At 70.7% G+C, this 19,647-nt stretch carries 16 protein-coding genes and 1 tRNA gene; 7 read left to right on the forward strand and 10 right to left on the reverse strand.

Annotated elements, in window-relative coordinates; all coding sequences use genetic code 11:
• The first annotated feature begins 13 nt into the window (after positions 1 to 13).
• The gene (locus ACX80W_RS04785; RefSeq protein ID WP_459280924.1) at positions 14 to 3,067 is read left to right on the forward strand and encodes a UPF0182 family membrane protein; all 3,054 of its coding nucleotides are present in this window, start codon (positions 14 to 16) and stop codon (positions 3,065 to 3,067) included.
• Positions 3,068 to 3,129: 62 nt separating this feature from the next.
• A tRNA-Met gene (locus tag ACX80W_RS04790) sits at positions 3,130 to 3,203 on the forward strand.
• An 87-nt stretch (positions 3,204 to 3,290) separates the two neighbouring features.
• Here the strand turns inward: ACX80W_RS04790 and ACX80W_RS04795 are convergent.
• The 3 genes from ACX80W_RS04795 to ACX80W_RS04805 all read right to left on the reverse strand — a co-directional run bounded on the left by ACX80W_RS04795 (position 3,291) and on the right by ACX80W_RS04805 (position 7,820).
• Positions 3,291 to 4,679: a cryptochrome/photolyase family protein gene (locus ACX80W_RS04795; RefSeq protein WP_459280926.1), complete on the reverse strand. Its 1,389-nt coding sequence runs from the start codon at positions 4,677 to 4,679 to the stop codon at positions 3,291 to 3,293.
• Between the two features lie 231 nt (positions 4,680 to 4,910).
• Positions 4,911 to 5,675, reverse strand: a complete 765-nt coding sequence (locus ACX80W_RS04800; RefSeq protein WP_159617998.1) for a PspA/IM30 family protein — start codon at positions 5,673 to 5,675, stop codon at positions 4,911 to 4,913.
• Between the two features lie 72 nt (positions 5,676 to 5,747).
• On the reverse strand, positions 5,748 to 7,820 hold the full coding sequence (locus tag ACX80W_RS04805) for a TPM domain-containing protein (RefSeq protein WP_459280929.1): 2,073 nt from the start codon (positions 7,818 to 7,820) through the stop codon (positions 5,748 to 5,750).
• Positions 7,821 to 8,163: 343 nt separating this feature from the next.
• Here ACX80W_RS04805 and ACX80W_RS04810 point away from each other — a divergent pair, with 343 nt between their 5' ends.
• The 4 genes from ACX80W_RS04810 to ACX80W_RS04825 all read left to right on the forward strand — a co-directional run bounded on the left by ACX80W_RS04810 (position 8,164) and on the right by ACX80W_RS04825 (position 12,389).
• Complete coding sequence (locus tag ACX80W_RS04810) at positions 8,164 to 9,717, forward strand: S1C family serine protease (RefSeq protein WP_459280931.1); 1,554 nt, start codon at positions 8,164 to 8,166, stop codon at positions 9,715 to 9,717.
• 100 nt (positions 9,718 to 9,817) lie between these two features.
• Positions 9,818 to 10,645, forward strand: coding sequence for an electron transfer flavoprotein subunit beta/FixA family protein (locus ACX80W_RS04815; protein WP_459280933.1), 828 nt, complete (start codon positions 9,818 to 9,820; stop codon positions 10,643 to 10,645).
• Positions 10,646 to 10,684: 39 nt separating this feature from the next.
• A complete protein-coding gene (locus ACX80W_RS04820; protein WP_459280935.1) occupies positions 10,685 to 11,632 on the forward strand; it encodes an electron transfer flavoprotein subunit alpha/FixB family protein in 948 nt (315 codons plus the stop codon).
• A gap of 1 nt (position 11,633) precedes the next feature.
• Positions 11,634 to 12,389, forward strand: coding sequence for a PIG-L deacetylase family protein (locus ACX80W_RS04825; protein ID WP_459280936.1), 756 nt, complete (start codon positions 11,634 to 11,636; stop codon positions 12,387 to 12,389).
• A 77-nt stretch (positions 12,390 to 12,466) separates the two neighbouring features.
• Here the strand turns inward: ACX80W_RS04825 and ACX80W_RS04830 are convergent, their stop codons facing one another.
• The 7 genes from ACX80W_RS04830 to folP all read right to left on the reverse strand — a co-directional run bounded on the left by ACX80W_RS04830 (position 12,467) and on the right by folP (position 18,251).
• Positions 12,467 to 13,309 carry an anti-sigma factor gene (locus tag ACX80W_RS04830; protein ID WP_459280938.1) on the reverse strand — a complete coding sequence of 281 codons (843 nt, stop codon included), beginning with the start codon at positions 13,307 to 13,309 and terminating at the stop codon, positions 12,467 to 12,469.
• Between the two features lie 15 nt (positions 13,310 to 13,324).
• Positions 13,325 to 13,954, reverse strand: a complete 630-nt coding sequence (locus ACX80W_RS04835; RefSeq protein WP_459280940.1) for an ECF RNA polymerase sigma factor SigK — start codon at positions 13,952 to 13,954, stop codon at positions 13,325 to 13,327.
• Positions 13,955 to 14,232: 278 nt separating this feature from the next.
• On the reverse strand, positions 14,233 to 15,054 hold the full coding sequence (locus tag ACX80W_RS04840) for a class I SAM-dependent methyltransferase (RefSeq protein ID WP_459280942.1): 822 nt from the start codon (positions 15,052 to 15,054) through the stop codon (positions 14,233 to 14,235).
• A gap of 21 nt (positions 15,055 to 15,075) precedes the next feature.
• Positions 15,076 to 15,543 carry a tRNA (cytidine(34)-2'-O)-methyltransferase gene (locus tag ACX80W_RS04845; protein WP_459280944.1) on the reverse strand — a complete coding sequence of 156 codons (468 nt, stop codon included), beginning with the start codon at positions 15,541 to 15,543 and terminating at the stop codon, positions 15,076 to 15,078.
• 9 nt (positions 15,544 to 15,552) lie between these two features.
• The gene (locus ACX80W_RS04850; RefSeq protein WP_459280945.1) at positions 15,553 to 16,509 is read right to left on the reverse strand and encodes a J domain-containing protein; all 957 of its coding nucleotides are present in this window, start codon (positions 16,507 to 16,509) and stop codon (positions 15,553 to 15,555) included.
• 60 nt (positions 16,510 to 16,569) lie between these two features.
• Positions 16,570 to 17,310, reverse strand: coding sequence for a pyrimidine reductase family protein (locus tag ACX80W_RS04855; protein ID WP_459280947.1), 741 nt, complete (start codon positions 17,308 to 17,310; stop codon positions 16,570 to 16,572).
• On the reverse strand, positions 17,307 to 18,251 hold the full coding sequence (folP, locus tag ACX80W_RS04860) for a dihydropteroate synthase (RefSeq protein WP_459280949.1): 945 nt from the start codon (positions 18,249 to 18,251) through the stop codon (positions 17,307 to 17,309). The genes ACX80W_RS04855 and folP overlap by 4 nt, the downstream gene beginning before the upstream one ends.
• Before the next feature lie 301 nt (positions 18,252 to 18,552).
• Between folP and ACX80W_RS04865 the strand changes: the two genes are divergently transcribed.
• Positions 18,553 to 19,635, forward strand: coding sequence for an efflux RND transporter periplasmic adaptor subunit (locus ACX80W_RS04865; protein WP_459280951.1), 1,083 nt, complete (start codon positions 18,553 to 18,555; stop codon positions 19,633 to 19,635).
• Positions 19,636 to 19,647: the final 12 nt, after the last annotated feature.

Raw genomic sequence — 19,647 nt, forward strand, 5'->3', positions numbered from 1 at the left:
CGATGAGGTAAATGTGACATCCGGACCAGACCGGCCCTTCGGCAGCAGGCCGAGCCCCTCGAGTTCAACCGCGACCGCACCCGCCCGACGACGCAGCCCCCTGATTCCCACGGCGATCGTGCTCGCGGTCATCGTCATCGCCTTCGTGTACCTGTCGCAGGTCTACGCCGACATCCTCTGGTACAACCAGCTGGGCTTCCTGGGCGTCTTCCTCACCGAAAACCTCGCCCGCATCGCCCTGTTCGTGGCCGCCTTCGTGATCATGGCCGGCGCGGTGTACGCGAGCCTGCGCATCGCCTACGGCAGCCGGCCGATCTACGCGCCGGACAGCATCATGCAGGACAACCTCAACCGCTACCAGGCGCAGCTTGAGCCGATCCGCAAACTGCTCATGCTCGGCATCCCCCTCGTCCTGGGCGCCTTCGCCGGAACGGCCGCCGCCTCCCAGTGGCAGCAGGTCCTCCTGTTCATCAACCAGGAGCCCTTCGGCGACACCGACCCGGAGTTCGGCCTGGACTTCTCCTTCTACATGTTCTCCCTGCCGTTCTACGGCTTCCTCATCGGTTTCCTCACCAGCGTCGCCATCATCAGCGCGATCGCCGCGGTGCTCACCCACTACCTCTACGGCGGGATCCGGCTCGAGGAGAAGGGCCTGTTCACCACCAGGGCCGCCCGGGTCCAGATCGCCGTCGTCGCGGCGTTGTTCCTCGTCCTGCAGGGCCTGAACTACTGGCTCGACCGGTATGCGACCCTGCAGAACACCGGCGGACGCTGGACCGGCGCCCTGTACACCGACGTCAACGCCGTCATCCCCACCAAGGCCATCCTCGCGGTCGCCGCCATTCTCGTGGCCGTGCTGTTCATCGTGGCCGCAGTCATCGGCCGGTGGCGGCTGCCGATCATCGGGACGGCGATGCTCATCATCACCGCGATCCTCGCCGGGGGTGTCTACCCCTGGGTGGTCCAGCGCTTCCAGGTCACCCCGTCGGAGCTGACCCTGGAGCGGGAGTACATCCAGCGCAACATCGACCTGACCCGGGTGGCCTACGGGCTGGACAAGGTCGAGGCGATTCCCTACAACGCGACGACGGACGCGGAGCCGGGGGCGCTGCGCGAGGACGCGGAGACGACGGCGAACATCCGCCTCCTCGATCCGAACCTCGTCTCCGACGCCTTCAGCCAGCTCGAGCAGTTCCGGCAGTACTACCAGTTCCCGCCGACCCTGAACGTCGACCGGTACACGGTCGACGGCGAGGTCCAGGACACCGTGATCGCCGCCCGCGAACTCAACCCCGAGGGCGTTCCCGCCGGCTGGGTCAACGAGCACGTGCTCTACACCCACGGCTACGGCGTCGTCGCGGCCCGCGGTTCGGTCGTCGAGGCCGACGGCAAGCCCTCCTTCACCCTCTCCGGCATCCCCTCCTCGGGGGTGCTCGGCAGCGATGAGTCCTACGAGCCGCGGATCTACTTCGGCGAAGCGTCCCCCGAATACTCGATTGTCGGTGCCCCCGAGGGCGCGGAGCCCCGCGAGATCGACCGCCCGCAGAGCGACGATTCCGACGAGGAGTCCAAGAACACCTTCGCGGGCGAGGGCGGCCCGAGCGTCGGGAACTTCTTCAACAAACTCGTCTACGCCATCAAGTTCCAGTCGACGGACCTGATGCTCTCGGACGCGGTCAACAGCGAGTCGCAGATCCTCTACGACCGCACCCCGCGCGAGCGCGTCGAGAAGCTCGCGCCGTACCTGACGGTCGACGGGAACTCCTACCCGGCCATCGTCGACGGACGGGTCAAGTGGATCGTCGACGGGTACACGACGAACGAGTTCTTCCCCTACTCCACGCAGCAGGAACTCGAGTCGGCGACCATCGACTCGCAGACGGCGGACAACCTCTCAACCCCGCTGCCGGCCGACCAGGTCAACTACATCCGCAACGCCGTGAAGGCGACCGTCGATGCCTACGACGGCTCGGTCGAGCTCTACGCGTGGGACGACCAGGACCCGGTCCTGAAGGCATGGAGCAAGGTCTTCCCCACCACCATCAAGCCCTACACCGAGATGTCGGCCGAGCTGATGGCCCACGTGCGCTACCCCGAGGACCAGTTCAAGGTGCAGCGGGAACTGCTGGCCCGCTACCACGTCACCAACGTCGACGTGTTCTTCGCCAACAGCGACGCCTGGAGCGTTCCCGACGACCCCACGGAGGGTGAGAGCGCCGACGTCAAGCAGCCGCCGTTCTACCTCTCCCTGAAGGTGCCCGGCCAGGACGAGGCGGCGTTCTCCCTCACCACCCCGTTCATCCCCTTCGTCGAGCCCGGCGGGGAAGCCCGCAACGTGCTGTACGGGTTCCTTTCGGCCGTCGGCGACGCCGGCAACGAGGCCGGGGTGAAATCGGAGGACTACGGCAAGCTGCGGCTCCTCGAGCTGCCGCGCTCGACCTCGGTGCCCGGCCCCGGCCAGGCGCAGAACCGCTTCAACTCCGACCCGACGGTATCCAACGCGCTTAACCTGCTGCGGCAGGGTGCCTCCGAGGTGATCAACGGAAACCTGCTGAGCCTGCCCGTCGGCGGCGGCCTGCTGTACGTGCAGCCGGTCTACGTCCAGTCCTCCGGGGCGTCGTCCTATCCGACGCTCCAGCGGGTGCTGGCGAGCTTCGGTGAGAAGGTCGGCTTCGCCCCGACCCTCGATGAGGCGCTCGACCAGGTGTTCGGCGGCGACTCCGGTGCCAGCGCCGGCGACTCGGAGAACGCGGGGGAGACCCCGCCCGCCCCCGGCACGCCGGAGGCCCCCGCCGAGGATCCGACCGCCCAGCAGGCCCTGCGCGATGCGCTCACCGAGGCGAACGAGGCCATCGAGGAGGGCCGGACCGCACTGGCCGAGGGCGACTTCGCGGCCTACGGTGCAGCCCAGGACAAGCTGAACGCCGCCCTGCAGCGCGCGCTGGACGCCGAAGGCGCCATCACCGGCACCGTCGTTCCCCCGGCCGAGGGGGAGGCCCCGGCAGAGGGCGAGGCCCCGGCCGAGGGTGAGGGCTCCGGAGAGCAGGCCGAAGGCGGCAACGGCTAGACCGCCCGGCACGGGCACCGATTTGCCTCTCCACTCCGCGGCCGGTAATGTTGAGACCGCGCCGCGGGGTGGAGCAGTTCGGTAGCTCGCTGGGCTCATAACCCAGAGGTCACAGGTTCAAATCCTGTCCCCGCAACGAAAAGAAGGTCCCTGCCAGGAAACTGGCAGGGACCTTCTGCTTTAACCACAGGCCCAATCCTGGGACTGCCGCCCCAGAGGCGGCTCAGCCGCTGCCGAGGGCCTTGAACGCGGCCAGCGCGCGCTGACGGGACTCGGCGAGGTCCACCACGGGCGGCGGATAGCCCGGAGCGGAGCCCTTCCACGGCTCGTGCAGGTTCTCGGCGTCGGCCAGTTCCGGTACGTAGCGCAGCACGTAGGCGCCGTCCGGGTCGAACTTCTTCGACTGGGTGACAGGGTTGAAAATCCGGAAGTAGGGGCTTGCATCGGCTCCAGACCCCGCCACCCACTGCCAGTTCGCGGCGTTGCTCGCGGCGTCCGCATCGACCAGCGCGTCCCAGAAGAACTGCTCACCGACCCGCCAGTCGATCAGGAGGTTCTTGATCAGGAACGATCCCGTCGCCATCCGCACCCGGTTGTGCATCCAGCCGATCTGCCACATCTGCCGCATTCCGGCGTCGATCAGGGGGTAGCCGGTGCGGCCCCGCTGCCACGCCTTCAGCTCGGCGCCGGTATCGGCCTCCCACGCGAAGGCGTTGAACTCCGGCCGGTAGTTCACCGTCGCGAGGTCCGGGTTGAAGTACAGGAGCTGCCAGCAGAACTCGCGCCAGCCGATCTCCGAAAGGTAGGAGCGGATGTCCTCGGCGAGCGGGCCGGAACTGCGCGCCCGGGCCGCGTGCCACACGGTGAACGGGCTGATTTCGCCATGGCGCAGGTACGGCGAGAGCCGGCTGGTGCCGTCGACGGCGGGAAGGTCCCGGTTGGTGGCGTAGCCCTCGACGAGGGAGTCGAGGAAGTCCGCGAGGCGGGCGGTGGCCCCCGCCTCGCCGGGGACCCAGATCTCCCGCAGGCCCTGCGCCCAGTCGGGGGTGGGGAGAAGCCCCCAGTCCTCCAGATCGTCCGAGGGCACCGCCGGGCCGGTGAGGCGCTCCGGGGTGGGCAGCGGCTGCCGCGGCTCCGGTTCCCGCAGGCAGGCGCGCCAGAAGGGGGAGAATACGCGGAAGGGCTCGCCCGATCCGGTGCGTACCTGCCAGGGCTCGAAGAGCAGGTTGGCCTGGAAGCTCGAGGCCTCGACGCCGGACTCCGCGCACTCCGCCTTGAGGGAGGCGTCAAGTTCCCGTTCGGCGAGCCCGTAGCGCCGGTTCCACAGCACGGCCTCGGCGCCGGTTTCCCTGATCAGGGCGGGCAGGACGGTTCCGGCGGGACCGCGGCGGAGCACCAGGGGGACGCCAATGGATTCGAGGGACTCGGCGAGGGCGGCGAGGGAGTGGTGAAGCCACCACCGGGAGGCGCCGCCCGGTGGCCGGATGCCGGGGGATTCCTCATCCAGGATGTAGGCCACAACGACCTCCCCACCGCGGGATGCCGCCTCGTGGAGTGCGGGATTGTCGGACAGTCGCAGGTCATCTCGGAGCCACACAACGGTTACGGCCATGGTCCCCAATGTACCCGCCGGCCGGGTGCTGCGGGCCGGAGATCCAGGCGGCCGGGCCGGGCACGCCGGCGCCGGGACGCTGCGTCCGCCGCAGCAGCCTCGCCGGTACCGGTCACAGCCGCCTCACCGCCCCACCGCACCAGGCACCGGCTCCCGGACGTCTTTGCAGAAAGAGAGCCGCAGCGCGGACGCTGCGGCTCTCTTTCCGGGTGCTGCGCTACGGCGCAGGGGCTACGGGGCGGTCGTCTCCGTGCCCTGGCTGATGGCCGACTGCGGCTGGGCCGGGGCGCCGGACTTCAGCGCGGCGAGCCGTGCCTCGATCTCCGACTGCTCCCCGAGGTCCTCGAGGCTCTCGAACTGCGAATCGAGGCTTGAGCTGGCGAGCTCCTGCTGCCCGCGCACCTTGGCTTCTTCCCGCCGAATCTTCTCCTCGAAACGCCCCACCTCGCTCGTGGGGTCGAGGAAGTCGATGCTCTTGACGGCGTCGTGGACCTGCTGCTGGGCCTGGGCGGTGCGGGCGCGGGCGATGAGCTGGTCCCGCTTGGACGTGAGTTCGCCCAGCTTGCCCTTCATCTGGTTCAGGCCGGTCTTCAGCTTGTCGACGATCTCGGTCTGGGAGGCGATGGTGGGCTCTGCACCCTTGGCCTCGTTCTCCGCGGCAATCTGCCGCTGGATGGCGACCTTGGCGAGGTTGTCGAACTTCTCGGCGTCGACGGCGTCGCCGGAGCTGCGGTACTCGTCCGCCCGCTTCGACGCGGCCAGCGCCTTGTTGCCCCAGCTTCGGGCGTTCTCCATGTCCTCGTTGTAGTCGTCCTGGATCATCCGGAGGTTGCCGATGGTCTGGGCGACGGCGCTTTCGGCCTCGGCGATGCTGTTGGTGTAGTCGCGGACCATCTGGTCCAGCATCTTCTGCGGATCCTCCGCCTGGTCGAGCACGGAGTTGATGTTTGCCTTCGCCAGCTGGGCGATCCGGCCGAAAATTGACTGCTTTACCATGAGGTTCCCTCTCGATCTGTGAATGTTTCCCGTGAGTACTGGTGCGGCGGCGCCGGAGCTGCCGCCGCGGGATTAGAAGTCGCCTCCACCTCCGTCGAAGCCGCCGAAGCCTCCGCCTCCGCCCTCGAAGCCGCCGAAACCTCCGCCGCCGAAGACATCCCCGCCGCCGTCGCCTCCGCCGCCGAAGAGTCCGCCGCCGCCGTTGAGGAGCCCGCCGAGCAGGATCCCGCCGAGCAGGGCTCCACCCATCCCGTCACCACCGCCGCGCCGGCCTCCGTACCCGCCGTAGCCGCCGTACCCGCGTCCGCCGAAGCCCGAGACGTCCTGCTCGGCCAGCTGTGCCGCCTGCTCGGCGAGCATCACCGCCTGCTGGGCATGGGACAGGGCGGTGACGGGGTCGGAGTCCTGGATGCCGACGGCGTAGTCGAGGTTGCGCCCGGCTTCCGCAAGGCGCGTGCGGGCCTCGCTGCCGACGCCGCCGCGGCGTGCGCGGATGTAGTCCTCGGTCCCCGAGATGCGCGAGTGAGCCGCCAGGAGGGTGTGCTGGAGGGATTCGCGGGCCCGCCGGGCCTGCTCGCTCTGGTCGCGCACTCCGCCGATCGCCGCGTCGAGCTGGCGGTGGGCGCCCTCGACCCGTTCGAGCAGGGCGATCGGGTCGATCGGGCCGGCCTGGCGCTGCGAGCGCACAGTCTGCAGCGCCGACTCCGCCGCCGCCACCGGCCCGACGAGGTCGTCGTGGCGCCCGGTGCGCACCATGGCGGTCGCCTGGGCGAGGTCCTGCACGGTGTCGGTGACCGCCCGGTCAAGCTCCTCCTGGGCGGCCTCGAGTTCGGCGGCCCGCTTGTCGATGGCATCGAGCAGCAGGTTGGCCTGGCTGACGGACTCCTCGGCGGCGCGCACGGCGACGACGGCGGGTCCGGTTTCACCGGCGTCCATCCGCGTCCGGGCCTCGGCGGCGGCGCTCTCCACGAAGGCGAGGCGCTCGCGGGCCTGATCGACGTTGTCCTGCACCTGGGAGGTGGCCGTGCCGGCGTACCGGCGCCGCAGGGCGGTCAGGCGCTCCTCCGCGGCGACGAACCGGGTGCCGGCCGCGTTGGCGGCGCTGCGTGCGGCCTCGAGGGCCTGCGGGGCGTTCCGCTCGAGCTCCCGCAGCGAATCGAAGTCGGCCTTGTGCGCCTGCAGGGACTCATTGACCGCCTCGCAGCGCCGGATGATGTCCCCAAGCCAGGCGCGCTGCTGTTCCTCGGTGTCGGGGATGTGGTCATCGAGCTGCTGCTGCAGTTTGAACGACTCGCTCATGTGCACCTTGGCGGCGGCGATGTCGGCGGCGAAGGGCTTGACCGCTGCCTCGCCGTAGGACGCCTCGGCGAAGCCGAGCTCCTGCTCGCTGGACTTGATGGCGTCGTCGGCGGCGACGAGCAGGCTTCCTGCCCGCTTGCGCAGGTCCTCCACGCTGAGCGAGGCGAGCGGGTCGACGACGGCGCCGTCGGGAGCCTGCCCCGGACCGTAGGTGATCTCCTTGGGCGCGGCCTGCCGCCGCCGGCGCGAACGCATGAAGAAGTAGCTGCCGGCACCGGCGAGTGCCACGAGGCCGATGAGGAACCCTGCGCCGCCCCCGCCGCCGTCGCCCGCCGTTCCTGCACCTGGGCCGCCGCCGGGGTCGGCCAGGACCGCCTCGGTCCCCTCCACGGCGGCGATACCCGCCTCCGCGTAGTTCTGCCCGTCGAGCTGGGGGTCGATCTGCTGGCTGAAGATCTCACCGGTCCGGGGCTCGACCTCGGTGCCGTTGCTGGCGATGAACCGTGCCTGGCCCGAGTCGACGGCGACAGCGAGCAGTGCGTCATCCGCTCCGAGGTTGCTTGCCTGTGCTGTCTCGATGGCCCACGACAGCGGATCGGAGGGGCTGGTGAAGGTGTCCACGTACACCACGTTGACGGTGTACCCGTATTCGGCCTCAAGGTCGGAGATGGCTGCTTCGACGTCGCTCACGTCGGTGGGCTGGAGCACCCCGGCCTGGTCGACCACCGTCTCGCCGTCCGGGAAGTCGATGGGATCCGCGGCGTGGGCCACCCCCGGCGACAGTGGCAGCGCGATCAGGGCGCTGAGTCCCGCGGCGGCGACGATCCGCCTGGTCATCCGTTGCATTCAGTACCCTTCAGCATGTTCCCCGGCCACGCCCGTCGGGAAGAAAGGCGACGGACGCCGGGGCTCCCTGAATTTTGATTCTATGGCCGGTGCTTTGGGCCGTCCACCGGCAGGAGGGGCCCGCACCTAAGCCTCGAGCGAAACACCCCCTTCGCACCGTCCCGGTTCCCGGGAGGACCCGGCCCCCACCGTGTGCCGGGATGAAAGACCCGGCGCGAAGGGGGAATAATGGGTAGCGGGGCCTTCGACTTCCGGCTGCTTCCCAGCGGATGTCCAGCAAAAGCTCCCTCAAGGTTCAGTCTCCCTCGCCATAGTGGAGACAACCGCGATGAAAGGAATTCGAATGGCTGACCAGTTTGGGGGACCTGCCGGTCCTGAACGCCCGATCCCGCCCCGACCGGCCAACCCTCCGACGGCAGAGCAGGCGCAGGTCGCCGGGCCCGCTGCCGCTCCGCATGCCTCCGGGAACCGCAGCGGCGGGTCCGGGCAGGCCGGTGCGGACGACACGGCGGCGCTTCCCGCGGGTCATGCCTCCCGGCACGGCGCTTCCTACGGCCAGGGCGCCTTCGGGCAGGCTCCCAACCAGCAGGGCGCCTTCCGGCAGGGTTCCTTCGGCCAGCCGCTGCCTCCTTCCCAGCCGCCCTCCCAGGTCTGGGGACAGCCCTCCGGCCAGCACGCATCCATCCGCACCAGGGACAAGAAACGCATTGGGGTTCCGGCCTTCCTGGCCGGTGTCCTCGCGGCGGGCCTGCTCGGCGGCGGCATCGCGGCCGGCACCGCCGGTTTGTTCGATACCGGGCCGGCGGCCGGATCCGATTCGGGCGGGCGCAGCGAGTCGGTGATCGTCAACAATTCCGACAGCGTCAACGAAATCACCGCCGCCGCCGTCAAGGCATCGCCCAGCGTCGTCACCATCGCCGTCAGCGGCAACGGCTCCGGTGGGTCGGGTTCGGGCATCATCCTCGACGAGGAAGGGCACATCCTCACGAACACCCACGTCGTCACCCTCGGCGGGCAGGTCGCCGACGCGGCCGTGGAGGTCAAGACCAACGACGGGCGGGTCTTCCGGGCCGAGATCGTCGGCACCGACCCGCTGTCGGACCTGGCGGTGATCAAGATCGAGGCGCCGGACCTGACCCCCGCGGCACTCGGAGATTCCGAGGAGCTGAACGTCGGCGACACGGCCATCGCGATCGGGGCGCCCTTGGGCCTAAGCGGCACGGTGACCGACGGCATCATCTCCACCCTCAACCGCACCATCAGCGTTGCGTCCTCGGCGGTGCCCGAGGAGCAGTCGGACGCCCCGGAGGAACAGGAGGGCGATGGCTTCAACTTCCTGCCCCCGGACGGGTCGCGGAACCCCCAGCCGCAGTCCCAGGGCTCCATCTACCTCAACGTCATCCAGACCGACGCCGCCATCAACCAGGGGAACTCCGGCGGCGCGCTCGTCGATTCGCAGGGCCGGGTCATCGGGGTCAACGTCGCCATCGCCTCCAGCGGAAGCGATGAGAGCGCCGGGAACATCGGCGTCGGCTTCTCCATTCCGATCTCCTACGCGGAGCGGGTGGCCGACGACATCATCGAGAACGGCCGGGCCAGCCACGGATTCCTCGGCGTGACGGTGGAGCCGGCGCCCGGGGAGAACGCCTCCTCCGGGTCAACCTTCTCCGTCGGCGCCCAGGTGGCCGGGGTCGAGGCCGGATCGCCGGCCGCCGACGCCAAGCTCCGCGAGGGCGACATCATCACCAAGGTGGGGGATTCGCCGATCGGCGACCCCCAGTCGCTCACCGCGGCGGTGCGCATGCAGCCGGTCGGTGAGACGGTTCCCGTGGAGGTGCGCCGCGGCGGGGAGAGCCTCACCATCGACGTGACCCTCGCCGAGGCCCCCGCAGCCTGACCCGACGGGGCGCCGACCGGGTGACCCGGCCGGATCGGGCCGCAACAACTTTATGGTTAGCTAGACCGCGGGACAGACTGCCACCTCAGGAAGGTTTCTCATGGACGAGGCCCCGACTCCGGGACTGAATATTGCCGTACTGGTCAAGCACGTGCCCGACGCGCAGTTTGACCGGCACCTCAACGGCCCCCGCAACACCACCGAGCGTTCCGAGAGCATCCTCTCCGAACTCGACGAGTACGCCCTCGAAGCGGCCCTCCAGCTCGTTGAGCAGCGGGGCGGGGAAGCGGCAGGGCACCGGATCACGGCGGTGACCATGGGCCCGGCCCAGGCCGCCAGCGCCGTGAAGAAGGCCCTGCAGATGGGCGCCGGTGAAGGGGTCCACCTCGCCGACGACGCCCTGGCCGGATCCGACGCCTCGGCGACGTCCAGGGCGCTGGCTGCGCTGCTTGGGCACCTCGGGACCTTCGACCTGGTCCTGACCGGAATGGCCTCCACGGACGGCGAGACGTCCCTGGTCCCGGCCCAGTTGGCCGAGCGGCTGGGCCTTCCCCAGGTGACCTTCGCCGCCGCCCTCGACCTCGAGGCCGGGGAGCAGGGGTGGACGCTCACGGCGCGCCGCGACGGTGACGCCTACTCCGAGACGGTGACCTGCCCCCTGCCGGCCCTGGTGTCGGTCACGGACCAGATCAACGAGCCGCGCTACCCGAACTTCAAGGGGATTATGGCGGCGAAGAAGAAGCCGCTGCGCACCCTGTCCCTGGCCGACATAGGGCTCTCCCCCGAGGAGGTGGGGTTCGCCGGATCCTGGACGGCCGTGGAGGCCGCCGAGCCGCGTCCTCCCCGCAGCCAGGGCATCCTGATCACGGACGAAGGGGACGCCGGCCTGCGGCTCGTTGACTTCCTCGCGGGGCAGAAGCTCCTCTAGCCCGCCTCCTCCCACCTCTTCTTCGAAAAGGAACCCCGCATGCCCACGGTACTTGTCTTCCTCCACGACCCCGGTGCGGTGCTCGCCAAGAGCGACCGCGAGCTGCTCACCCTGGCGGGGACCCTCGGCGATCCGGTCGCAGCGGTGGCCGCCGACACCGGAAGGCCCTTCCTTGAGGGCATTGGCTCATACGGGGTCGCAACCTGCTACCTCCCGGCCGATCCGTCGGTGAGCCAGTCCCTCGTCGCGGGCAAGGCAGCCTTCCTGGCCGAGGCGGTGCGCGCCGCCGGGGCGGATGTGGTCCTGCTCGGCAACGCCTACGAGGCGAAGGAGATCGCCGCCCGCGCCGGCGTCCGGCTGGAGTCGGGGGTGATCACCGACGTCGTCGCGGTGGCCGGCGACCTGACCGCCACCAAGTCCGTCTTCGCCGGGTCCTACACCTCGCAGTGCAGGGTCACCACCGGCATCCCGATCCTCACAGTGAAGCCGAACAGCGTCGAAGCGGCCGAGGCCGGGCTGCCAGCCCTGCCCGAAACCGTCAGCGTCGAGGTTCCCGCCCCGGCCGCCGCCGCAGTGATCACCGGGCGCGTCGAGAAGCCGGCCACGGGCCGCCCGGACCTCACCGATGCACGCGTCATCGTGGCCGGAGGCCGCGGGGTCGACGGCAATTTCGCGCCCATCGAGGAACTCGCCGACCTCCTCGGCGGTGCCGTCGGCGCGTCCCGGGCCGCAACGGACGCCGGGTGGATCGAACACTCGGCGCAGATCGGCCAGACCGGCAAGACGGTGTCCCCCCAGCTGTACATCTCGGCGGGCATCTCGGGGGCGGTGCAGCAGAAGGCCGGCATGCAGACCTCCCAGGTGATTGTCGCCATCAACAAGGACCCCGATTCGCCCGTCTTCGAGATCGCCGACTTCGGCGTCGTGGGCGACCTCTTCACCGTGCTGCCCCAGGCCGCCGAGGAAATCCGGAAGCGCAGGGCCTGAGGTGGCACCGGACGCCCCGCCCGCCGGCGGCATCCGCCGGGTGCTGTGCTTCGCCGCCCACCCCGACGACCTGGACTTCGGCGCGGCCGGCACCGTCGCCGCATGGACCGCGGCCGGGGTCGAAGTGAGCTACTGCATCCTCACCGACGGCGACGCCGGAGGCTTCTCCGAGGAGCACCGCAGCACCATCGTGGAGACCCGCCACGAGGAACAGCGCCAGGCGGCGCGCCTGGTGGGCGTCGAGGATGTGAGCTTCCTCGGTGAACGCGACGGCTACCTGAGCCCGACCGAGGCGGTGCTCCGCGGCATCGTGGCACGCATCCGCGAAGTGCGGCCCGACATCGTGGTCTCCTCCCACCCCGAGCGGAACTGGGACCGGATCCAGAAGAGCCACCCCGACCACCTGGCGTGCGGGGAGGCCGTCACCCGGGCGGTGTACCCGGCCGTGGAGAACCCGTATGCCTTCCCGGAGCTGGCCGCCGAGGGCCTTGAGGCCTACAAGGTGCCGTGGCTGTGGTTCTACGGGGGGCCCGAGGAGAGGGAGAACACCTTCGTCGACATCACCGGGTACGAGGACGTCAAGCTCCAGGCGATCCGGGCCCACATCAGCCAGCACCCCGACATCGACAGGATGGACGCCGCGGTGCGCGGCATGCTTGCGGGAAACGCAGTGCGCGGAGGACTTCCCGCCGGGCGCAGCGCCGAGGGCTTCCACGCCGTCGCCGTGAACTCCGAGCGGACGATCGCCGGTTTCTAGGCCGCACACGGAAGGGCCCGGGAGCGCACTCCCGGGCCCTTCCGCGTGCTCCGGCCGGATCGCCGGCCCGGTTCGGCTCAGGTGCGGAAGGGAATCTCCGCGATCACGGGCGTGGTGGGTGTCGGCGAGCCGCCGTCGGGTTCGACGGTGATGGCGATGCCGCGGAATGAACTGATCCCCTCGACCTCGGTCACCTTCGTTCCGGCGACGTCCTCGGCGTCCATCGTGCTCACCGAGACCGGGGCCGAACCGTCGGCGGGCAGCCGCCACATCTGGTAGACGGACCCTTCCGGCGGGGCCGGAACGCCCTTCAGCGTCACGACGGCGGCGTCCTCCTCCTCGGAAAGCGCGAGGCCGGCGGTGCCGCCGGCCGGAATCACGTAGGAGCCGGTGACCACGTCGGAGGCCTCAAGGACCTCCTGCTCAATGGAGGTCTGGCCAAGGTTCTGGGCGACGGTGACGCCCCCGACGGCCACCAGCACGGCGGCCGCGGCGGCGGTCAGCCAGCGGGCCGCGGGGGAGGCCCACAGGCCCTTCGCCTTCCGCCGGCCTGCAAGCTCGTCGCCGGCGGCAGCCCCGCCGGCGGTGCCCGCGGGAGCGGGGCCGGACGGCGCCGGGGCGGTGCCCGTCCCGGCGCCGGTGCCTGCCGCCGGGGCGTCGGGAATCTGGCTCAGGATCCTCTCGAGCAGCCCTGCGGGAGGTTCGGCCTCCTGGGAGGCATACGTGGAGGCGATCGTCTCGCGGTTCGACCGGACCCGGTCGGTGAAGGCCTGCTGGAGGGCGCTGTCGCGGGTCAGGAACTCGTCGATGGCTGCGCGCTCGTCGTCCGTCACCGCGTCCAGGGCGTACATCTCGGCCCACTCGAGCACGTGCCCGCGTTGGAGGTCCTGCTGAAGGTCTTCTGCGAATTGTCTGTTCATGTCCTTGTCCTGCAATCAAACCACCCCCAGGCATGCCTTGAGCCGCAGCAAGCCGTCCCGGATCCTCGACTTGATGGTGGGCACCGCCACACCGAGCTTTTCGGCGACTTCCCGGTAGGTCAATCCACCGTAGTAGGCGAGCCTGACAGATTCCTGTTGGGTGGCTGTGAGGGTGTCGAGGCATTTCACGACGCTCTCGGCCTCGAGCCGCTGAGTCACCGTGTCGACGACGTCGTCGTGGTCGGGGGTCTGGGTCGCCGCACCGTACCTGGCCTCACGGTCGGTGGAGCTCTGCTCGGACCGGACCTTGTCCACGGCCCGCCGGTGGGCCAGAGTCATCAGCCAGGCCATCGGGCTTCCCGCCGCCGGGTCGAACCGGGCGGCGCTGTTCCAGACCTGGAGATAGACCTCCTGGGTGGCGTCCTCGCTGAGCTCCGGGTCGATCAGGACCCGCCGCGCCAGGCCGTAGACCCGCCGGGAGGTCTGCCCGTAGAACGCGGCGAACGCCTCCCGGTCCTGCTGGGCGATCCGCAGCAGGAGGTCGGTCAGCGTCGGCTCGGCGGCCGTGCCGGCGGCAGGATTATCGGCCGGCCCACCGGCGGGGGTTCTCCCCGCTGTGGCCCGGCTTACTCGTGGCGTGTCCATAGGGTCCAAGCATAGAGCGCCGACGGACCGGTGCCGAGCATTCCCCGCAGGGGCGCGGTGCACCGCAGGCAGCCGTTCCAAGACCCGATTCACCTCATCCACCACCCTCAATGTGCTCCGGAAACCGCTCAGGCCGCTGCATCCGCACCGTCGGCGCGGATGGAGCCCCGGACCGGCGGTCGCTGCTGGTCCGGAGCGTTGCTGATGCTAGGAATTCGGAGCCGCGGGGCGCCCGGATGGGCCGCCCGGGGCAATCGGACGCCGCGGATCCCGCCCGGTCAGGAGGGGGAGGGGCCGGGTTCGGCGAGGCGGGCCGTGGCGACGAGGGAGTCGGCGTTCAGCACGAAGTCCCCACCCAGCAGGGCGGTGAACCGCTCACGGATCCGCCCGCGCAGCTCCGGCGCCACGGGGAGCACCGTGCGGTAGCCGCTGCCGAGCACCAGCGACCAGGCCATCTCCGGTTCCAGGGGAACCGACAGGGCGACCTCCTGCACGTCGACCTCGCCGAAGCCATGCCCCCCGAGCCAGTCCCGGAGCTTCTCCTCCGAGGCCAGCTTCTCCCAGTTCGCGGTGAACTCCGGACGGTCCTGCCGGGCGGTGCCGGGCTGTTCCGCGGCGCAGGCCTCGAGCAGGATCGCCTCGAACCCCTCAAGGGCGCCCTCGTTCCAGGTGCTCAGGGCGAAGCGCCCGCCGGGGCGCAGGAGCCCGGCCATCCGGGAGGTGGTCCCGGCCATGTCCGGGACCAGGAAGAGCCCATAGCAGCACAGGACGGCGTCGTACGGATCGGCGGTCCAGTGCGCCGGATCGTCGACGGTGAAGCGGATGTTCTCGAGGTTCAGCGCCTCGGCCTTGGCCCGCGCCAGGTCAAGCATGGCCGCTGACGGGTCGACGGCGTCGACGACGCCGTCCGGGCCGCACAGCTGGGCCGCGGGGATGGTTCCGGCGCCGGTGCCGGCCCAGGCGTCGAGGATGCGCTCGCCGAGCAGGACGTCGGCGGCGGCGACCACGGCGTTGGCGATCGGGTTCCACAGGGCCGGTGCCAGCAGCTCGAAGTCCTCCGCTCCCTGGTCCGGCAGGGCTGAGGCGTGGCGTGGGGTCATCTGTGGGCTCCTAGGGTGGGTTCAGCGGTCGGCGCCGGCGAAGCCGTGCTGGCGCCAGGCCTCATAGAGGGCGATCGAGGCGGTATTGGCAAGGTTGAGTGAACGCCGCGCGGCGAGCATCGGAAGCCGCACCCTCGCTGTGACGTGGGGGTCGTGCTTGACCTCTTCGGGCAGGCCCACCGATTCCGGACCGAACAGGAGCACGTCCGAGGGCCGGTAGCTGATGTCCGTGTACGACACGTCTCCCTCCGCGGTGAACGCGTACACCCTCTCGGGGGCGAGCGCCCGCCAGGCGGACTCGAGGTCGGGGTGCACGCGCAGGACGGCCAGGTCGTGGTAGTCGAGGCCCGCGCGGCGCAGCTTGGAGTCCTCGAGGCTGAACCCGAGCGGCTCCACGAGGTGCAGTTCGGCTCCGGCTACTGCGGCGAGGCGGATCGCATTGCCGGTGTTGCCCGGGATTTCGGGGGAGTGGAAGAGGATACGGAACACCGCTCCATCCTAGCTCCCGGCCGCCGCAAGCAGCCGACCCAGCACCGGAAGCTGCACGGTATTGGGTTGGGGCCCGGCGGCCAGGAAGGCCTTGAGCGTGCGGGCGGCGGTCCCGGCGTTGACCACCTGCACCAGCGAGGGGGTCGAGCGGTCGAACCCGGGCGGGGTGTCGATGACGGGGTCGAAGGGATTGTCGCGGGCGCCGTGGACCAGGATCCAGCCGGTGACGTTGCATTCGGGGAAGAGTTCCTGGACCTCCCTCACCGTGGCGGGCATGCGCAGCGTCACGGGACGGCCCTGGTGGCGCAGGGAGCGGCCGTCCCAGTGGAAGTTCCCGGGGGTCGCGGTGAATGAATCGATCACCGCGATCCGGTACCCGGCGAGCACCGCGTGGCCGGCGGCGGTCCGGGCGCGGTTGGCGAATACGAGGCCGTTCACGAGGCGCGCCGCCGGGAACCCCTCAAGCACCGCCGCCTCCACCAGGGCCGCGGTGCGCTGCTCCCCGTCCCAGCGGGCCCGCGCCTCCGCGCCGAGCCGCGCGATCAGCCCGGGTTGGCGCGCGGCGCCGTGCGCCTGCCGGCCGGCGAGGACCAGCGGCAGCACCGGGGGCTGGTCGGGTGAAAAGGGCGGAAGGTAGATGGGCGGGCGGGTGTGGACGCCGTCGCTGGCGGCCCCGGGGCCGGCTCCGCGGGGAGCGGGCCCGGCCGTGCCGAAGGTGCGGGCCCCCGTGCCGTCCGGGCGTGGGGGTGCGCCGAACCGCCCGCGCTTGTCGTACTGCTCCCGCCGCGCCGGGTCGGAGAGCGTCTCGTAGGCGACCGCCACCGAATGGAAGAGCTCCTCACTGCCGCCGAGGTCGGGGTGGGCCGTCCGGGCGGCCCGGCGGTAGGCGTCCTTGACCTGCTTGGGCGTGGCACCCGGCGCTATGCCCAGGATGTCGTAGTAGGAGGGGTCCGGCCGCTCGGGCATCGCACACCTTTCATTGCAGGAAACTTCGACGACTTGGGAAACCAGGGCACCGCCGGGGCCTCAGGTTCGAACGTACCGCGCATACAACGCCGAATCCTCGGAGAGAAGGGAGGCGAGCCGCAGCGGCGCCGGCTGCCCGAGTCCCGCGCCGTTGGAGATCCGCGGCCCGGCACCGCCCACGAGCAGCGGGCTCAGGGAGAGGCACAGTTCGTCGACGAGGCCGGCGGCCGTGAAGGAGGCCAGGACCGCCGGCCCTCCCTCGCACAGCACGCGGGGGAGTCCGCGCCCGGACAGGTACCGCACCACCCCGGCCGGGTCCACCTGCGAGTCGCCGCAGTCGACGACGTCGGCGACCGCCTCCAGCGCGCGGCGCCGCCCGGGGTCCGCCCCGGTGGTGGTGAAGACAAGGGGGCGGACCGGCGCCGCGGAAAAGACGCCGGATTCGGGGTCAAGGCCGAGCGAACCGGAGATCAGCGCGATGGCGGGATGGTCCGCCCGGCCCGCGGCCCGGCGCGCGGCCTGGGCTCCGGGATCGATGAGCTCGCCCTCGTAGCCTTCCGCCCGGACGGTGCCAGCACCGACGACGATGACGTCGGCGAGCCGCCGCAGGAGGGCGAAGATCCGCCGGTCGCCGTCGTTGCCCAGCCCTCCGGAGCGGCCGGCGGAGGCGGCGGCACCGTCGGCCGAGGCGATGAAATTGAACCGCACGACGGGCCTTCCGGACGGCGGGTAGGCGTACGCGGCCAGCAGGTCCGCCTCCGTCAGCGGGTCCGGGGCGCCGGGGAGCAGCGAGGTGATCATCGCCCGTCGGGTCCGTTCCGCTCACCCATGTTGTGCCGCAGGTATGCCGGGGCCCGGAAACCCAGGACGGCCTCGGTGAGGCGCAGGGCCGACCGGGCCGCGGCGACGTCGTGCATCCGCACGATCCTCGCCCCGCCCAGGATGCAGATCACCGCCGCCGCCAGGGAGCCCTCGGTCCGGGCGTCCCTGGGCAGGTCGAGGGTCTCGCCGATGAAGTCCTTGTTCGAGACGGCGGCCAGGGTGGGGAAACCGAGCCCGGCGATCTCGGCGAAGCGCCGGGTGATCTCCAGGGACTGCAGGGTGTTCTTATTGAGGTCGTGCCCGGGGTCGAGGAGGATGCGCTCCTCGGGGATGCCCCGGGACACGGCCGTGTCCACCCGGCGCAGCAGGAAGTCGGCGACCTCCCGGGCGACGTCGGCGTAGCGGGGCCGGGGGTAGTTCGTGCGGGGTTCGGCGAGGCTGTGGGTGATGATGAGGTGGGCGCCGGCCTCCGCAACCACCGCCGCGAGGTCGGGATTCCGCAGGCCCGTCGTGTCGTTGACGACGTTGGCGCCGGCCGCCAGGGCCGCGGCCGCCACCGAGGGGTGGAACGTGTCCGCGGAGATGATCACATCGCTTGCCTCCCGCACCGCCTCGATCACCGGGACGATCCGCCCGGCCTCCTCCGCCTCCGGGATCGGTTCCCCCGGTGCGAAGGGCGCACCGCCGATGTCGATCCAGTCGGCGCCCTCGGCCACCGCCGCGAGGGAGGCGTCGATGGCTGCGCCGAGGCCGAAGGTCCGGCCCGCGTCGTAGAACGAATCGGGGGTCCGGTTGATGATGGCCATGAGGGCCACCTGCCGGTCGAAGTCCACGGTGCGGGACCCGAAGGCGTGGACCGGATGCCGGAAGGCCGGCACGAAGATTCCCGGTGGCTCCGAGGCCACGGCAGTTCTGTCCACGTGCTATTTCTACCAGACCCACTCCCGGCCCGGGCGGGGCGGGAGGCGCCCTGTGCCGGGCGGGCCGGGACCGGCCCGGCCGCGGCGCCGCCGGCGGGGTACCCGCAGCCTTTGCTGAGCCGGAAAAGGGAACCCCTGCGGCCTCCTAATTGCCCGGCGGATTCGTTGCCGAAATGTCACCGAATTGGCGCATGCTTTTTACCGTGTTCCGCAGGATTCCCCCTCGGCGGTCCATTTATGCTTGGCGGAATTCGGGCCCGTTCACGGTCCGCTGGTATTACAATTCCAATGGGGGAAATAAATGGCTGTACTCCGCCGCGCGGTTTTTCCGGTCGCCTGGCTTCTCATCTTCCTGATAATCGCCGCGGCGCTTGTCAAAATTGCTTTCTTTTCGGGTGCCGAACCTCCCTCGTCGGGTGAATTCCCGGCGGCGGAGGTGCTGACGCCCACGGTCCCCGTCACGGTGGGGACGGTCGCCAACACGGTGGAGCTCACCGGCACGGTGGCAGCCGACGACGGGGTACCCATCCGGTCGACGGCGGCCGGTGAGGTTGTCTTCCTGTTCGTCGGGGAAGGGGAGGACGTGGCAGAGGGCGATCCGCTGTTCCAGGTCCGCACCCCCGCCGAGGTGCAGCCCGCAGCGCGCACGGAAGCCGAGCCCGAGGGGGAGGAGCCGGAATCCCGCACCCCGGTCCAGGCCCCCGAGCCGGTCTACGAGTATTTCGACGTCGCCGCGCCGGCGTCGGGCACCGTGACGTCCTTTCCGCCGCTGATCGGCGAGGCCGTCTCGATCGGACAGTCGCTCGGCTCGGTTCGCCCGGGCACCTACCACGTCAGCGGTACCCTGACCGCGGCGCAGCAGTTCCGGCTGCTCGACCGGCCCTCCTCCGCCGTGATCACCATCGCGGGAGGATCGGCTCCCTTCACGTGCAAGGACCCGCAGATCGGGGACCCGGCGCCGGCGGCCGGCGGTGCTCCGCCCGCCTCGGAGCGCACCGCCATGGCCGGACCGATGGGCGAAGGAGGTCCCCCGGCGGCCGGCGACGACGGCTCCGCCCCCGCGGGGGAGCTGACGTGCGGCATCCCGGTGGAGGTGCCGTCGTTCGCTGGGCTCTCCGCAACGATCAAGCTCAGCGCCGGCGTCGCAGAGAACGTTCTGACCGTGCCGACGACCGCCGTGCAGGGCTCCATCGCCAAGGGCATCGTGTGGGTGCTGGGGACCGAAGGCGGGCAGGAGGAACGCGAGGTCGAGCTCGGGCTCAATGACGGCTCCATCGTCGAAATCGTCTCGGGCCTCACCGAGGGCGAGAGCGTCCTCGAATTCGTGCCGGGGGCCGAGGCCCCCCTCCAGCCCGGCCCGCAGCCGGCCCAGATGGGCGGTTGAGGATGCCGGGAA

Source organism: Arthrobacter melezitosi (assembly GCF_054511055.1).

Excerpts from the sequence above, each read along its gene's own strand:
- ACX80W_RS04805 (WP_459280929.1), bottom strand. The coding sequence starts at position 7,820 with ATGCAACGGATGACCAGGCGGATCGTCGCCGCCGCGGGACTCAGCGCC.
- ACX80W_RS04830 (WP_459280938.1), bottom strand. The coding sequence starts at position 13,309 with ATGAACAGACAATTCGCAGAAGACCTTCAGCAGGACCTCCAACGCGGG.
- ACX80W_RS04865 (WP_459280951.1), top strand. The coding sequence starts at position 18,553 with ATGGCTGTACTCCGCCGCGCGGTTTTTCCGGTCGCCTGGCTTCTCATC.
- ACX80W_RS04815 (WP_459280933.1), top strand. The coding sequence starts at position 9,818 with ATGGACGAGGCCCCGACTCCGGGACTGAATATTGCCGTACTGGTCAAG.
- ACX80W_RS04850 (WP_459280945.1), bottom strand. The coding sequence starts at position 16,509 with ATGCCCGAGCGGCCGGACCCCTCCTACTACGACATCCTGGGCATAGCG.
- ACX80W_RS04810 (WP_459280931.1), top strand. The coding sequence starts at position 8,164 with ATGGCTGACCAGTTTGGGGGACCTGCCGGTCCTGAACGCCCGATCCCG.
- ACX80W_RS04855 (WP_459280947.1), bottom strand. The coding sequence starts at position 17,310 with ATGATCACCTCGCTGCTCCCCGGCGCCCCGGACCCGCTGACGGAGGCG.
- ACX80W_RS04800 (WP_159617998.1), bottom strand. The coding sequence starts at position 5,675 with ATGGTAAAGCAGTCAATTTTCGGCCGGATCGCCCAGCTGGCGAAGGCA.
- ACX80W_RS04835 (WP_459280940.1), bottom strand. The coding sequence starts at position 13,954 with ATGGACACGCCACGAGTAAGCCGGGCCACAGCGGGGAGAACCCCCGCC.
- ACX80W_RS04840 (WP_459280942.1), bottom strand. The coding sequence starts at position 15,054 with ATGACCCCACGCCACGCCTCAGCCCTGCCGGACCAGGGAGCGGAGGAC.
- ACX80W_RS04820 (WP_459280935.1), top strand. The coding sequence starts at position 10,685 with ATGCCCACGGTACTTGTCTTCCTCCACGACCCCGGTGCGGTGCTCGCC.
- ACX80W_RS04795 (WP_459280926.1), bottom strand. The coding sequence starts at position 4,679 with ATGGCCGTAACCGTTGTGTGGCTCCGAGATGACCTGCGACTGTCCGAC.